Raw genomic sequence first — 15263 nt, forward strand, 5'->3', positions numbered from 1 at the left:
AGTGTTTAACACGTAAAACAGAGCATGAACCTATTTAGCCCTAAAAAACTGCTTCACAGTAAATGGACCAAGACAGTGCCGATGAATAAAGAAAAGCACTTTACCATTGTGGAAGTCGAGTTTGATGAACAACGCAATATCACCTTGTGTATTATCGAGGCGGTGATAAGTCACAAGCAATACCCCATCAATTGGCGTGAACTAAAAGACAAAACCGTGTGGCGACTCGGTTGGTGCTGATGAGCATTAAACGGTTTTTTCGATAAACTCAATCTCAATACAATAGATCTAATTGTGTACAATTTGTTTGTGCGCTTCTTGTTTTGTTGTTATAAATAGCTCTCTTAATTGCGCACAACTTAGTTGTGACTGAGGTGAACGAGGCAATTATTTACCGTTGAGCCAATACCTTACCCATTGATGATGCCCTAATGCGACGATTCTATTGAAGGAGAAAATGATGCAAACCTTATATCAAACCAGCGCCACAGCGAGTGCCGGACGCAACGGCCATGTTGCCACAGATGATGGCAAACTAGCACTCATGCTGAGTTATCCAAAAGAGATGGGCGGCAGTGGCGAAGCCACAAACCCAGAGCAACTGTTTGCCGCAGGTTATAGTGCCTGTTTCTCCAATGCGATTTTACACGTTGCCCGCGAAGCTAAAATCGATTTAACGCAAGCGCCAGTGACGGCTAATGTTGGGATTGGTGCGCGTGCCGAAGGCGGATTTGCCTTAAGCGTGGCGTTGAGCGTGATGCTGGATTTACCACAAGAACAAGCGGTTAAATTAGTCGCCACGGCTCACCAAGTATGCCCATACTCGAATGCGGTACGTAACAATATCGATGTGAGTTTGCAAGTTAATGGTCAGCAGTTGTAATGCCTTGGCAATTTCTATTATTGATGGAGAATCATGTTGAATAATATGGCCCCTATATTTGTCACTATCGGCAGGGTGCTACTTGCACTCTATTTCTTGTTACCTGGGGTGATGAAATTCATCAACTGGGATATGCATGTGGCGCTGATGCAAAAGCACAACATGGTGATGATACCAGTGCTACTAGCCGCCGCGGGTGTATTTCAAATTACAGCGGCAATAGCGTTAATCTTAAATCGTTACACCGGATTGGTTTCACTGCTATTGGCTGGTTTGGTTGTCGTGATTAACTTTAGCTTGCATGACTTTTGGAATTTCAGCGGGGTAGAGGGCGCACATGAGATGCAAAACTTCGTTAAAAACCTGGGCATCTTGGCTGGCTTGTTGGTGTTAGCGGGTGTTTCACATCAAACTGCCGACTCACAAAGAGTAAACACTTAAGCTTGCTAATAGGGTGCGCGACAATATCGCCCAAGCGTAGCGTATCTGCCATAGCACTGGGGTTGACATGATGAAGCCAGAATAAGGTTAATCGTGTCGCCCCTTGTTTTATATATTGCTTATTTTGTTGGCTTTACTGTAAAAGTAACACCTTAATTAGGCTTATTGGCTAAGCTGCCATTGTCGGTCACTTTTCATCTCATTGCCCTTTCATCATCTGTACAGCATTATTGAATGTAAAACCTAGATAGTATTTAGCTTAAAGTGAAGTAGTTTTTATTAATATTCAAAGATTTATTTACTTTTCTATTGATTGTTTTGTGTGTCACCTCTCATTTGTAGATTTCCTTTTTATCAATAAATACTTTTAAAACAAAAGGTTAACAATACTGCGGCAATGTGTCGCATTCTCTGGCGAAAAGCTGCTGTTTACACTAACGTCATCGATAACCTACTGAGATATCAACGTGACGAATTCGGCTTTATTTGGGGCGCCATTCGCTCTTTTCCTTTGTTCTACTTCTGTTGTCATGGCGGCTAACGTCGATGAAACTATTGTCATTGTAGGTAGTCGTAGCGCTGCGGCGATTTCAGAGATAGGTGGTAGCGTGACACGTATCGATGAACAGACGATGAAAAAGCATATGGCGAACAATCTACAAGATGCGATACAGGCCGAACCCGGCGTTTATATGGCTGGGATAGGTAAATTTGGCCTGGGTAGCTTTAATATCCGAGGCATGCAAGATGATCGCGTTAAAATCATGATAGACGGAGTCGAGCAGCCGCTTTTTTTTAAAGCGGGTAGTGGTTCGCCGCACACCAGTGTGATTAATCAGTATGCCAATAATATTGAACTCGATACCTTAACTGCCATCGAGATCAATAAAAATGCCGCATCCAGTTTATACGGCAGTGACGCTATTGGTGGGGCGGTGATGCTACGCACTAAAAACCCTGATGATCTGCTACAGGGAAATGAGCGGGCGCTCATTATCAGCGGCGGATACAGTGGCGAAAACCACGGCATAAAAACCACATGGGAGTCTGCTTACGATGCAAGCGGCTGGCAAGGGATGGCAATTTATACGCTACGTGATAGCCAAGAAACCCTCACCCATAAGGATGGGATCGATGTCGTGGGTGTAACAAGAGGGCGGGCCGATCCTGCCGATTACTTAAGCCACAATCTATTGTTAAAAGGCATTGCACAGCTAGATGAGCAGCAACTAAGTTTAACCGTTGAAATGTTCAAGCTTGATGGCGAGAGCGAACTACTGTCGATGGAAGGTTATCGAGTCGAAGGTCGCCGCGGTGCGCCAGATACCGTATACAGTCAAAATAGCCTAGACAGCCAGCAACAACGATTACGGTTAACCGCCAGTCATGAGTGGCAAGCCGATATGGCTTGGTTTGATAGCAGTCAGTTGCAGCTTAGCTGGCAGCAAGCGCACACGGATAACGATAACTACCGCACTAAAAATACCGATTGCTTGCAAGGGTGCGTACTGGTGCGTAACCGAAAAGACAATAATCTGCAATTGCACAGTCAGTTTGATAAGTTCTTGAGCTATTCGACAATGACTCAGCAATTGAGCTATGGATTATCGGTTGTGCGCAGTGAGTTTAATACCTTCTATGAAGATATTGAGCTGCAAAGTGGGTTACACAGTGACAGCACCACGCTAATGCCCAATGCGACATCTTTACGTACAGGCCTCTTTTTTAAACAGCGCCTGAATATCGACAGCCTGCCTTTGCACTGGGATTTCGGCGTACGGTTTGATGATCACCAAGCTGAGCCCGATGGCGATTTAGCGTCCCATCATAGTAATGCCGTGACCTTCAATACTGGTGTGGTATATCGGGTTAATTATGCTTTGTCGACCTATGCCACAGTAAATAGTGGTTATCGAGCCCCATCTTTATACGATCTCTATTATCAGCTCGAACTTCCTCACGTTATTTTAGACGCCAATCCCAATTTAGATGCGGAATACAGTGTGAATTATGAACTCGGATTGCGTTACTTCTCGTCAAGGCTCAGTGCCGAGTTAGCCTTATTTAACAATGATTTTCGTGACTTTATCGATACAGTTGTCGATGACAGTGCGTACCCTTCCCATCAGCAATATCAAAATGTTGGCCGCGCTAAAATACAAGGCATTGAACTGAAAGCCGAGTTAGCCTTAGAGCCACTTTTACCGGGCAGCTATCTGAGTATGGGGCTGGCCTGGGCCGATGGCGAAAACCTCAGTACCCAACGGCCGCTTGACAGTGTGGCTCCCTTTAATGCCAGCATGACCTTAGGGTTCGACAGTGATTCGAGCGAGTGGGGCGCATTGCTCTTTGCTAAATATGCCGACCATAAAGCTGCTGACGATTGGAGTTCGCCAGACAATTTAACAGCACCAGCGTATTTGACCCTCGATTTACAGGGATATTGGCAAGTCTCAACACAATGTCGGCTGCAGTTGGGGCTCAATAATCTGACGGATGAACAATATTGGTTATTTGGAAACGTTGCAGGGCTTAAAGCCGATGCGCAACTCAATATTGATCGTTACAGCCAACCGGGTCGCCACATTAACGCCACCGTTAACTATCGTTTTTAAGGCGTTAAGATGAACAGATGTGCAAACCGTTTCGGCTTAACCCTAGTGCAGTGGTTGGTTGTGGTGTTGTTTTTAGTCACGTTAATGTCGGGTTGGTTGCTGCCCGAACGCAGTGAACTGTGGATTAAAAGTCTATTTTGGGGATTTTTCTGGCCACTCCTAACGGTGTCGAGCCTGCTGTTGTTCGGCTCAATGTTTTGCAGTATTTGTCCGCTAGGTACGCTCGGGCGCACTCTGAGTAAGCGCTATGGCCAGCGGCGACTACCGCGTTGGTTGCAACATGGTGCCATTAGCTTAACCGTGTTGGTCGGTGGTTACTGGCTGGTGGATGCGGCAACTGTGGGGTTTACTCGCTTGCCGCTTATCGCCACCTTACTCGCGTTTAGTAGCCTGCTCCTTATGTGTATTGGTCTGTCTCTCTATTATCGTCATGCGCCCTTTTGCCGCAGCGTCTGCCCTTTTACCATAATAAATCAGTGTTTTAGCCATTTAAGTCGCTTAGGCTTAACGGCGAATGCACAGGCATGCCAAGGATGTAGTACGGTGCAATGTAGCCGAGCATGCCCTAAACAGTTAACGGTGCATAAGGCCTATATTGAGCCCATTAGCGACTGCCACCTATGTTTGCAGTGTTATGGTCAGTGCCAGCAGCTCACATTGGCATGGTTACCTAGGCACAAAGCAAAGCCACAACCGAGTTTACAACCACAGAATAAGCGCGGCAGAGGGGGATTTTATGTGCTGGCTTACCTCATATTAGCGGCGTTAGTTGTGGTGCAAAGTCAGCTGAAACATCGCTGGGATAACAGTGTCTTGCATGCTGATTTGCCCTGGAATCGCTTTGCTGAGTGGTTTAACCAGTTATTGACGTTACCCACTTGGTTTCAAAGCGCCTCTTTAGTCATTATGTTGTTCGCTATCGCGCTCACCCTGTGCTGGATGGCGGCAATGGCCGCCTTTGCCAGTAGGGTTAATCGTCAGGCTCCGATTCAATTTATGCCGGCTATGGTGGCGGTGAATACCCCGATGATTTTATGTTTACTGCTTTCCCATGGATTGCTGTCATTTATGGTGCGTGGAGCGCCGCAATTATGGCGTGGTTTTGGTCAGTTGACGGGCTTGATGTTACCCGAGTGGAGTTGGAATATTGCTCGAGGTGCACCAGCATTAAGTTTGCTTGGGTTCATTTTGTGGGCAGGCATCGCTTGGACAAGCCTATTGGCTTGGCGCTGGGCACGGCAATGGTCACTGCCTTTTTGGCAACGCACAGTGCTGTTTCTTTGTGCTAATGGCTTAGTCTGGTTGTTTCTGGGGTTGCGACTAGGTGGCATGCTAGTGGCGGTTCAAGCTGAGAGTTGCCATTAATTTAGCGACGCTGTTAGCGTTAATGTCATTGGTTAAACTGCATCATATAAGTCCTTGTCACCTTATAAATTTTCATGACTATCGGTGTTGTTAAAATAACATTTTGAATAAGAAGTGGTTCATTTTGATGATCTGCTTCTTATTTTTAATTGGCGCTAAGTGTTAGGTGGATAAATAAAGTGGCTCATAATTTTAATTCATGGCAGTTATAAGTTTTTAATGCTGGTAAATTTGAAAATACTTACTTATTCTCCTTGGCGCAATGTGTTGTCGATATCACTAGAAGATTATTATTCTATTCGCTATTACGTTTATTTGTTTTACTGTGAGACTTGAATACGCATTGATAAACCATGGCACGTAGGGCCATCATGGTTAGGCAAGATTAGCTCGTATCCCGAGATGCATAATAGGTATCGATTCAGTACATGTGTTATCGGTTGATATGGCTACTGTGTAGAGCAAAAGCACTGAACTCTGTTTTCACCCTTTTATGATTTCAGTCAAAAATATGACGATGAATGTTTTTTTGACGCAAAAACAATAGACTTTTTGTTGCTAAAACTTTAGTATCCAGTGCGAAATAGCTAAAAGCAACTGCTCAACAGTCCGTTAGTTAACATCGCGCTAACAATTGACTGGCAAATAACTAATCAAGTTGTCCTTTTCGAAGGGCCACGACAGATAGGAACATCAGGATGATGGATGTAAAGGTGATACACATGTGTATGCTTTTTGAAGGGAATACAACAGTAATGCTACCCGCATAAATTAAAAACCTTCCATCAAATATCAACAATTACTAATTCGCTTAAGCGCATTGGTCGGGCTTTATCATGTCAAATTTAGCTTAACTATATTTGGCATTTAAATAACATCATTATTTTTTAAGTTGAGTATTACTATTCGGCGTGCGGTAGCTATGTCTAAAAAAAATAAGCTGCACTCTAGTGAAGTATTAAATTTATAGATTTAGCGATACGTATTGATACATTTATACTGATTTTTAAGTTGATACACATTGTTACGAAAGACTGTTCTTCTTTTAAAAGAATAAATGCATTTAGCGCATGCTGAGTCATTATTTTCTTATATTAAAAAATCTTTTTATTGTTTATTTAGATGCCTTGCCATTGTTTGCTCAATTACGGAACCTTCAGTTTGGAAACCAATCGGACAGCTTTGCAGATCATGCGTGATACCGTGCATGCATTAATGATGAGAGAGATCAAAACTCGCTTCGGATCTAATCGATTGGGTTACTTCTGGGCGTTAGCCGACCCCATTGCCCAAGCTGGAATAATGGCACTGATGTTTTCGCTCATGGGCCGCAATAGTGTCGCAGGGATCCCTGTGGCAATGTTTTTATTAGTCGGCATATTGCCTTTTAAAATGTTCAGCAAGTTATTGCCACAGCTCAGTGCCGCAGTGGAGTCAAACAAAGGGTTGCTCAGCTATCGGCAAGTGTCTGCCATCGACCCTATTATCACGCGGGTAATGATAGAAGTTGCCACCTTCTTAATTGTTTACTGTTTGCTGATGATCTTGATGGCCTGGTTAGGCTTTGCAGTGCTCCCCAATGATTTGCTTGAGGTTTTATATGCCAGCTTGTTACTGATTATTTTGTCTGTGGGCCTAGGGTTAATGCTTTGTAGTGCGGTGACCTACTGGACTGACGTTACCAAAATTGTCGGCATTATTACTCTGCCGATGATGATTATTTCTGGGGTAATGTTTTGCGCCACCATGATCCCCGCTCAATATTGGTATCTGTTTGACTGGAACCCAGTGTTTCATGCCATAGAGCTGAGCCGTGATGGCTATTTTAGTGGTTACACCACTCCGCTTGGTGACTGGGCATACCTAGAGCTTTGCGCCTTTATCAGTTTTAGTCTTGGCTTAATGACGTTTCAAATTAATCGACTCAGATTTATAACAACATGATTTATTTCGATAATGTAAGCAAGTTCTACCCGACTCGGAGTGGGCGACATAACGTGTTAAAAAACGTGACATTGGCGCTACCCACAGACCGAAATATTGCCGTGTTAGGCCCTAACGGCGTGGGTAAATCAACTCTGATAAGAATGATGGGTGGGGCAGATATGCCCAATCATGGCCGAATACATTCGCCGCAAAATATCTCTTGGCCGCTGGGGTTACAGGGTGGGTTACAAGGCTCGATGACGGCTCGTGAAAATGTTCGCTTTGTGGCCAGAATACACGGTTATAAAAATACCCGTCCCATAGAAGAGAAGGTTCAAGAGTTTGCTGAAATAGGTAAGTTCTTTGATGAACCGGTTAAAACCTATTCAAGCGGCATGCGTTCACGAATCACTTTTGGACTCACCATGAGCTTTGACTTCGATTTTGATGTGCTACTTATCGATGAACTAGGAGCCGTTGGGGATGCAAACTTTAAAAAGAAAAGCGAAGCCCTACTGCTCAGTAAATTTGAGACCACAAAACTCATTATGGTCAGTCACTCCATGAGCCATCTTAAAAAATTTTGTCAGTCAGGCTTAGTGATAAAAGACCAAAATCTTATCTATTTTCCTGATCTTGATGATGCAATCACTGAGTACCAAACAACCTATGTCAAATAGTCCGGTGTCTACCCATATGCAAGCGGCCAATAGCCAGAACGAGCAGCCAGCAAAACCTGCAACAAAAGCGGAACTTGTGCCTAATCAGCAACCCGCAAAAATCAGCCCGTTAAAGCGGAAGTTACGTAAATTACGCCGTAATCCAAGCCTGTTTTTAGCCGATTCGAAAGCGTACGTTCATACCCGTAAAACCCTCTATACCACATGGGCCAAACTCGGATCTTTCGCCTTGGTGTTGTTGGCCTCGCTAGTCGTGATCATCTATTACAGCTTGGTTGCATCACCTCGCTATGTTAGTCAGGTGCAATTTGTCGTTAAACAAAGCAATGGCAGTGAACTGCCTTTAGCGGGGCTTGCCGCCATTGGGGCATCATCGCCATCGATGCGAGATGCTTTGATACTACAAGAATATATTCAATCGCCTGAGATGGCCTTAGCTTTGGATAATTCAATTAACTTAAAAAGCCACTACCAAGACCCGCGCTGGGATCTGCTTAGTCGTTTAGCGCAAGGTAGCACGCAAGAAGATTATATCGAGTATTTTCAAAGTCATATCAGTGTAAATTATGACGAAATGTCTGAAATCCTTAAGGTTGAAGTGCAGGGATTTACCCCAGAGTTCAGCCTGACCATGGCACAGTCATTAATGGATCGCAGTAAGACCTTTATTAATCAGTTGGGCGAAAACATGGCCAATCAACAGATGGCTTTTTTGCAGAACAAGAGGTGCAAAGAGCCCATGAGGCACTAAAAGCTCAGCAATTGATATTAATCGCCTTCCAAGATGAGCACCAACTCCTGAGTCCAGAAACCCAAAGCAGCGCCTTATTAACCGCAGTGCACCAGCTTGAAGCTGACATCATGCTTAAAGAGGCCGAACTCAAATCATTACTGGCGTACATGCAGCCCGACACCTCTGAAATACGCGCACTGCAATATCGTATTGCCGCGCTCAATCAACAGCTACAAGAGGAGCGCAGTAAACTGGTCAGCAAAGACCCGCAGTCACTCAATAAGCTGGGGGCTAATTTTAAAGAGATAGAACTTAACACCCTACTGAGCAGTGACCTTTATGCTTCGGCGCTAAGAGGGCTTGAAGTGGTCAGAAGCGAAGCCTTTAAAACGCTCAAACATTTGCTCATTATCGAAAATCCCAGACTGGCCGAAGAGCAAAAATATCCAGCACGTCTTTACAGCATATTTACTTGGTTTGTAGTCCTTATTCTAATTTATCTGGTTGGACGCCTTATCATCTCAATCATTAAGGAACATCAAGAATGAGAACATTTTTTCTGACACTGAGCCTGCTGACAATGGCTGGTGGTATCGCATCAACAAGCATGGCATCAGTATCCTTAACGCAAGATGCCGATGCCGAAAAAGTTACCTCTATAGTACAAAGCAAGGTTAACCAACGTTATGGCAGCTGGCTATTTAATGGTGGCTTTAGCAAGTACTCGTTTTCTGCGGTTAACCCTGAATATCGCATCACGCAAGGCGATACACTACTGGTACAGGTGTGGGGCGGGATAGATCATCAAGCCGAAGTTACCGTCGACCCACAAGGTAATATTTTTATTCCTAAAGTCGGGCCTATCAAGGTATTGGGTGTCAGTAATGCCCAGCTTAATGACGTCATCCTTAACAGCGTAAAGCGGGTGTATAAGTCTAACGTTGAAGTGTATGTGTCATTAATGTCGAGCCAGCAAGTTAAAGTGTTTCTATCGGGTATGGTTACTCACCCCGGGTTATACGAAGGGCAAAGTGCCGACAGTGTGTTACGTTTTATCGACCAAGCCGGTGGTATTCGTTACGACATAGGTAGCTACCGTAATATTCAGGTTAAGCGTAATGGCAAGGTGCAACAGCAAATAGACCTGTATCAATTTCTGCAACACGGCACCATGCCGCCACTGCAACTGCAAGACGGCGATGTGATTTTTATCGGCCCTAAACAAGGTGAAATCACCCTCGAAGGGCAAGTCGGTTTTGAAGGCCAATATGAGCTGCTCCAAAGCACAGTAACCCAAAATAACTGGTTACAACCGATCCTTGACGCCGTGGTGGCCGACGAACAAGCCACCCATGTCACTGTGATCAGCCCAGAGCCTTTGGCTAGCGGTGTTAAGCAGATGACGAGCAACAGTACAACAAGCGAAAACCGCGAGGTGAATGCTCGCCAATACACCATTAACCAAGCGGCTAATGTGAAAGTGCAGGCCGGCGCCTTGATTAAGGTGACATCGCAACTGCGTGCCAACAGTATCAGTGTCGACCTTATCGGCGAGCATAATTCGGCTCAAGAGATGGTACTGCCTTGGGGCGCCAGCTTAGCCGACTTAATCGGCCAAACGGAATTTACCCGCTTATCCAATCAAGGTGCGATACAGCTATTTAGGCAGTCGGTAGCAGATCGTCAGTTTGATATGTTGCAAGCTTCATTATCGTCACTAGAGCAGTCGGTACTCACTAAACGTTCGAGCACCAAAGAGGCGGCTGAGTTACGCAAAGCCGAGGCTGACGTCATCATTAAATGGATAGAAAAGGCGCGGCAGGTTAAACCCAAGGGGCAAGTGCTGCTAGCCGCCGACAGTGATTTGAGCCAAATCGTATTACAGCAAGGCGATAAAGTGGTTATCCCCGCTAAACGCAACCTAGTGATTATCCACGGGGAAGTCATGTTTCCTACCGCCATTGCTTACAGCAAGGACCTAAGCACTCAAGACTTTATCAATAAAGCCGGCGGTGCCACGCAAGACCTTGATGATATGAACATTCTTATCATGAAACCCAACGGCAGCTTTATCACGGTGAAAGACAACCTACATAAATCAGCAATGGTATCGCCAGGCGATGAGATATTTGTGTTGTCAAAGCCTGATGAAAAAGGCATGCAGTTCGCCAAAGATATCAGCCAGATAATATTCCAAATTGCCATGTCGGCAGCCGTCGTGTTGTCAATCTAATAACAGCGAGTCAGTAAGCGATATAGCATCAGTACCTACCCAATATGAACAGCTAAATTTGATATAAATTTTAGTCCCAATATTCGATCAAAAGTCATTCAGAATAATAAAAGAGACATTATGAAAGTCAGTCAATTTAAGCGCAGAAACAATAAACCATTTAATAGAAATGAGGAGAGTAAAGTTTTGAGTAAATCAATTATTCCAAAAGAAGCAGAAACTCTTGTGTCGCAAGGGCTAGCCGTCACAGCCGAGCCGCATCTTCCCTCTATTTCATCTCGAGTGATGTTTTGGCGCCCTCGCTATCTGGCTGGCTCACAATGGTTAAAACAAATTCCATTTTATTTTTGGTTGATTGAAGTGTTAAAACCCCAAAAAGTGGTTGAGCCAAACCTTAATAGTGCGGTGAGTTATTTTGCTATCTGTCAGGCTATCGACAAATTAAATCTCGATACCTTTTCATACGCAGCCTTTGGCCGCGATTGTGATATTGAGCGGGTCAACCTATATAACCATGAGCATTATCGAGAGTTTTCAACACTCAACAATATAGATGCACAAGATTTTTTATTAGATTTTGATGACAATAGTATCGATCTGTTGCTACTAAAATACGACAGCCCCCTATTTAACAGTGAAGATAATTTCGACAAGCTCAAACTTAAGCTGTCAAATTCTGCGGTAATATTAATCCACGGCTCGAAGCAAGCCGATATTCGTCAACAATGCCGTAAGCTCAGAAATCAATATCCCTCTTTTGAGCTTACTCAAGGCCAAGGACTCTTGCTGTTATGCATAGGGGACAATATTCCCACCAGACTCGAAGCATTGATTGAGCAAAGCAAAGAGCATTCTGCCCAACGACTTATTCAGGATGTCTATACCCGCCTAGGAGATGCCAACGAAGATGCTTGGCAACGTATGCTTCACGAGCAGCAGGTGTCAGAGTTAAGCCATAAATTGCAGGAGCAAACCCAATCGATTCAGCTTATCCAAGGGGTAAAACAGCAACTCGCAGACAATTTGCAGCAAGCGAATGACAACATTAGTCAAACCAAAAAACAGCAACAACTTTTAGATCAACAGCTTAAGTCCCTAGGGGTTGAAAGTCAGCAAACCGAAAAGCAAAGGCAACAACTGTTAGCGGAGAAACAACAGTTAGACGCAGAGATCATTCAGTTGAAGCAAAGTCGACTGGAGGCCGCAGAGCAAGTTAAGCAATTACAACAAGATATAGATGTACGCTTTGATGAACTGGCTCAGTTGACCCTAATGCTCACTGAAGCCGATAAAGCCTTAGATGCCGTTAAAGCCGATAACCTAGCACTTAGCAAGCAAGTGCAGCAGGCAGAACAACAGCTGCAAGCTGCCACTTCAAGTAAACTGCAATTGACACAACAAGTAGCGCAATTAACAGACTCTGCAGCACAAATAAATACTGAAAATACCCGGTTAAAAGACACGCTTACTCAAGCGCAGGCCAGCAAGCAACAACTCAGTGATACCGTTAACCAGCTGAAAGATGAACTGAATCAGGCTCAACAAACATTAGCTCAGCTGAACTTAGATAAACAGCAAGCTGAAACAGAAATCAAACAGCTCACGGCGCAGCTACAGCGCACTAGGGATAACAACGCCATGCTCGAACGCGATCAGCAAGTGGCGGCTGGCACTATCGCAACCCTTAAACAATCAGAATTAAACTTGCAGCAGTCACTGGAACTTCGTTTTGATGAATTAGCCACATTAACCAATATGCTAACAGACAAAGAACGTTTGCTAGCTGAAACTGAGGCAAAGTTTATCTTAACCATTGATGAGCTTAAGGCTGAACTTGGCGCCGCACGTGATGCTACACAAGAGTTACATACCCACTCAGCCGCTAAAAATGTCACAGGTAAGCTTAAAAACAAAATAAAAGCCTCTAAGCAGCGCCGAGTAAAAGCGCGGCAGTTTGTTAAAGACATTGAAGCAATTAAACAGTCTGAACTGTTTGATGAAGCTTGGTACCTGCAGCAACACCCTGAGGCCATGAGCCATAAATATGGTGCAGCGGGGCATTATCTGGAGTTTGGCGTAGCGCTAGCAAATAGCCCTTCTACGGCATTTGATGGTGGCTGGTACTTGCAAAGTTATCCTGATGTACAGCAAGCGAGTGTGAACCCACTTCTCCATTACATAAAATTCGGTAACAAAGAAAATCGTCTAACTAAAAAGAATTAATATAATGAATGAATTAATTAAAGAGATACAAGAGAGCGGTTTGTTTGATCCTGAATGGTATCTAAAACAGTATCCGGATGTTAAAAAAGCTGGCGTTAATCCTATTGAGCATTATTTGCAATATGGTTGGCGTATTGGCCGAAACCCATCAATAAACTTTTCTACTCTTGGTTATCTTGAGCACTATCATGATGTGAAGCAGGCAGGTTTAAATCCATTAGCTCATTATATTCGTTATGGCCTAGTTGAAGGCAGAATTAAGGCTGGTGTTAAACTAAAAGACAGAGCCCAACCCCAAGCGAAAATATTTGAAAAGCATTATGATTCAGTTACTCGTTTGATGATATTAAATGAAGCTGGAGAGACTAATACATCTGAGTATGTGGCATTGCTTAAAGAGATTAAAAGCTCACAAAGTAAAAAGTCGGAAGATGTAGAGGTTAAGCAAGTTAATCCCATTCCCGCAGATTGGCCAGAAGATCTTGAGTTGCGCCCATTACCAGAATCAACCAATGATTATCAATGGGTTAAAAAGTATCGTCAAAAAGACTTACCAAAAGATATTGGTTTGAGTGTCGTGATTCCTACCTTTAACAGAAGTCATATTTTACGAGTTACACTTGCAGCGATGCTTCATCAACAATGTGAATATCCTTTTGAAGTGATTGTGGCTGATGATGGTAGCCAAGAAGATATTAATAGTGTTGTGCGTGAATTTGAAAATAAGCTAGAGATAAAGTATGTCCGTCAAAAAGATACTGGTTACCGCCTAAGTGCTGTTCGAAATTTGGGTTTAAGAGCCTCAAAATATGAATATGTTTCGATTTTAGACTGTGATATGGCACCTAATCCAATATGGGTTCAGACCATGATTAATGTCTTGATGGAATCAGGTGAAATTGCAGTTATCGGTCCACGTAAATATGTCGATACCAGCATGTTGGCGGTTGACTATTGCGAAAAACATTCTGATTTTTTAGAAAAATTACCTGAAGTTCGAACTAATAACAGCGTAGCTGGTGCTAGCGCTGGTGAAATATCCGTGGATTGGCGATTATCTACTTTTGAAAACACGGATAATTTGCGCTTATGCGATTCTCCCTTCCGATTCTTTAGTGGTGGTAATGTTGCTTTTTCTAAAAAGTGGCTAGATAAGGCTGGTTGGTTTGATGAAGAGTTTGAGGCGTGGGGTGGAGAAGATGGTGAGTATGGCTATCGTTTGTATCGCTCAGGCGCATTTTTCCAGTCGCATATGGGGGCGATGGCTTACCATCAGGAACCTCCGGGCAAAGAAAATGAGACAGATCGTGCGGGGGGAAAGGCTATTACCGAGAAAATTCGTCTCGGAAAAGTACCATATTTTTATCGTAAACCCGCAGTGATTGAGCAAGCTGAACTCAATCCAGTGCCTTTGGTCTCAATTTATATTCCAGCTTATAACTGTGAGCAATACATTGTTCGTTGCGTTGAAAGTGCTTTAAACCAGACTATCAGTGATCTGGAGGTCTGTATATGTGATGATGGATCAACTGATAACACTTTGAAAATACTGCAATCAAACTACGGTAACCATCCAAGAGTACGTTTTACTTCTCAATCTAATGGTGGGATTGGTGCAGCGTCCAATACTGCGGTGAAGCTTTGTCGCGGTTTTTATATCGGCCAGCTTGATTCTGATGATTTTTTAGAGCCTGACGCGGTTGAGCTTTGCTTAAAAGAATTCTTTAAAGATCATTCACTGGCATGTGTTTATACCACTAATCGCAACTTAGATGGTGAAGGTAAACTTATTGCAAATGGCTATAACTGGCCTGAATATTCAAGAGAAAAATTGACTACGGCAATGATATGTCACCATTTTCGTATGTTTACTTCAAGAGCATGGAATTTAACCGATGGATTCGATGAGAAAATCACTAACGCAGTAGATTACGACATGTATCTAAAGCTTAGCGAGGTTGGTCAATTTAAGCATGTAAATAAAATTTGTTATAACAGAGTGCTCCATGGTGATAATACTTCCATTAAGCAATTGGCTAAACAAAAAGAAAATCATTTCAGAGTTGTAAATTCAACATTATTACGCCAAAAAATAGGAAGGTATAAATATTTGGCGGAGGTAACGAGTGATTCTTCTAGAGAGTATAAGTTTGTGAAGGTTTAA

General features: G+C 43.5%; 12 protein-coding genes. All 12 read left to right on the plus strand.

Annotated features, from left to right (window positions below):
• Nucleotides 1-24: 24 nt before the first annotated feature.
• The 12 genes from AC5YBZ_RS05115 to AC5YBZ_RS05170 all read left to right on the plus strand — a co-directional run bounded on the left by AC5YBZ_RS05115 (nt 25) and on the right by AC5YBZ_RS05170 (nt 15263).
• Nucleotides 25-240, plus strand: coding sequence for a TIGR02450 family Trp-rich protein (locus AC5YBZ_RS05115; protein WP_494519743.1), 216 nt, complete (start codon nt 25-27; stop codon nt 238-240).
• Nucleotides 241-460: 220 nt separating this feature from the next.
• Nucleotides 461-883 (plus strand): organic hydroperoxide reductase Ohr, encoded by a 423-nt coding sequence (ohr, locus tag AC5YBZ_RS05120; RefSeq protein ID WP_494521649.1) that lies wholly within the window; start codon nt 461-463, stop codon nt 881-883.
• Between the two features lie 33 nt (nt 884-916).
• The gene (locus AC5YBZ_RS05125; protein WP_494519742.1) at nt 917-1324 is read left to right on the plus strand and encodes a DoxX family protein; all 408 of its coding nucleotides are present in this window, start codon (nt 917-919) and stop codon (nt 1322-1324) included.
• 467 nt (nt 1325-1791) lie between these two features.
• Complete coding sequence (locus AC5YBZ_RS05130) at nt 1792-3939, plus strand: TonB-dependent hemoglobin/transferrin/lactoferrin family receptor (protein ID WP_494543495.1); 2148 nt, start codon at nt 1792-1794, stop codon at nt 3937-3939.
• Between the two features lie 9 nt (nt 3940-3948).
• Nucleotides 3949-5304, plus strand: coding sequence for a 4Fe-4S binding protein (locus tag AC5YBZ_RS05135; RefSeq protein WP_494519740.1), 1356 nt, complete (start codon nt 3949-3951; stop codon nt 5302-5304).
• Between the two features lie 1161 nt (nt 5305-6465).
• Nucleotides 6466-7248 carry an ABC transporter permease gene (locus AC5YBZ_RS05140; RefSeq protein WP_494543496.1) on the plus strand — a complete coding sequence of 261 codons (783 nt, stop codon included), beginning with the start codon at nt 6466-6468 and terminating at the stop codon, nt 7246-7248.
• 53 nt (nt 7249-7301) lie between these two features.
• Nucleotides 7302-7910, plus strand: coding sequence for an ABC transporter ATP-binding protein (locus tag AC5YBZ_RS05145; protein ID WP_494543497.1), 609 nt, complete (start codon nt 7302-7304; stop codon nt 7908-7910).
• Nucleotides 7900-8661 carry a KpsE/RkpR family capsule polysaccharide export protein gene (locus tag AC5YBZ_RS05150; protein WP_494543498.1) on the plus strand — a complete coding sequence of 254 codons (762 nt, stop codon included), beginning with the start codon at nt 7900-7902 and terminating at the stop codon, nt 8659-8661. Before AC5YBZ_RS05145 ends, AC5YBZ_RS05150 begins: the two co-directional genes overlap by 11 nt.
• Nucleotides 8637-9191 (plus strand): hypothetical protein, encoded by a 555-nt coding sequence (locus AC5YBZ_RS05155; protein ID WP_494543499.1) that lies wholly within the window; start codon nt 8637-8639, stop codon nt 9189-9191. The genes AC5YBZ_RS05150 and AC5YBZ_RS05155 overlap by 25 nt, the downstream gene beginning before the upstream one ends.
• A complete protein-coding gene (locus tag AC5YBZ_RS05160; RefSeq protein ID WP_494543500.1) occupies nt 9188-10876 on the plus strand; it encodes a polysaccharide biosynthesis/export family protein in 1689 nt (562 codons plus the stop codon). Before AC5YBZ_RS05155 ends, AC5YBZ_RS05160 begins: the two co-directional genes overlap by 4 nt.
• 186 nt (nt 10877-11062) lie before the next feature.
• A complete protein-coding gene (locus AC5YBZ_RS05165) occupies nt 11063-13099 on the plus strand; it encodes an HlyD family secretion protein (RefSeq protein WP_494543501.1) in 2037 nt (678 codons plus the stop codon).
• Between the two features lie 4 nt (nt 13100-13103).
• Nucleotides 13104-15263 (plus strand): glycosyltransferase family 2 protein, encoded by a 2160-nt coding sequence (locus tag AC5YBZ_RS05170; RefSeq protein ID WP_494543502.1) that lies wholly within the window; start codon nt 13104-13106, stop codon nt 15261-15263.

The sequence above is a fragment of the Shewanella sp. 553 genome, assembly GCF_059338375.1.

What these genes read in the sequence shown, in the direction of transcription:
- AC5YBZ_RS05150 (WP_494543498.1), top strand. Translation starts at nt 7,900, where the DNA reads ATGTCAAATAGTCCGGTGTCTACCCATATGCAAGCGGCCAATAGCCAG.
- ohr (WP_494521649.1), top strand. Translation starts at nt 461, where the DNA reads ATGCAAACCTTATATCAAACCAGCGCCACAGCGAGTGCCGGACGCAAC.
- AC5YBZ_RS05115 (WP_494519743.1), top strand. Translation starts at nt 25, where the DNA reads ATGAACCTATTTAGCCCTAAAAAACTGCTTCACAGTAAATGGACCAAG.
- AC5YBZ_RS05160 (WP_494543500.1), top strand. Translation starts at nt 9,188, where the DNA reads ATGAGAACATTTTTTCTGACACTGAGCCTGCTGACAATGGCTGGTGGT.
- AC5YBZ_RS05125 (WP_494519742.1), top strand. Translation starts at nt 917, where the DNA reads ATGTTGAATAATATGGCCCCTATATTTGTCACTATCGGCAGGGTGCTA.
- AC5YBZ_RS05135 (WP_494519740.1), top strand. Translation starts at nt 3,949, where the DNA reads ATGAACAGATGTGCAAACCGTTTCGGCTTAACCCTAGTGCAGTGGTTG.
- AC5YBZ_RS05170 (WP_494543502.1), top strand. Translation starts at nt 13,104, where the DNA reads ATGAATGAATTAATTAAAGAGATACAAGAGAGCGGTTTGTTTGATCCT.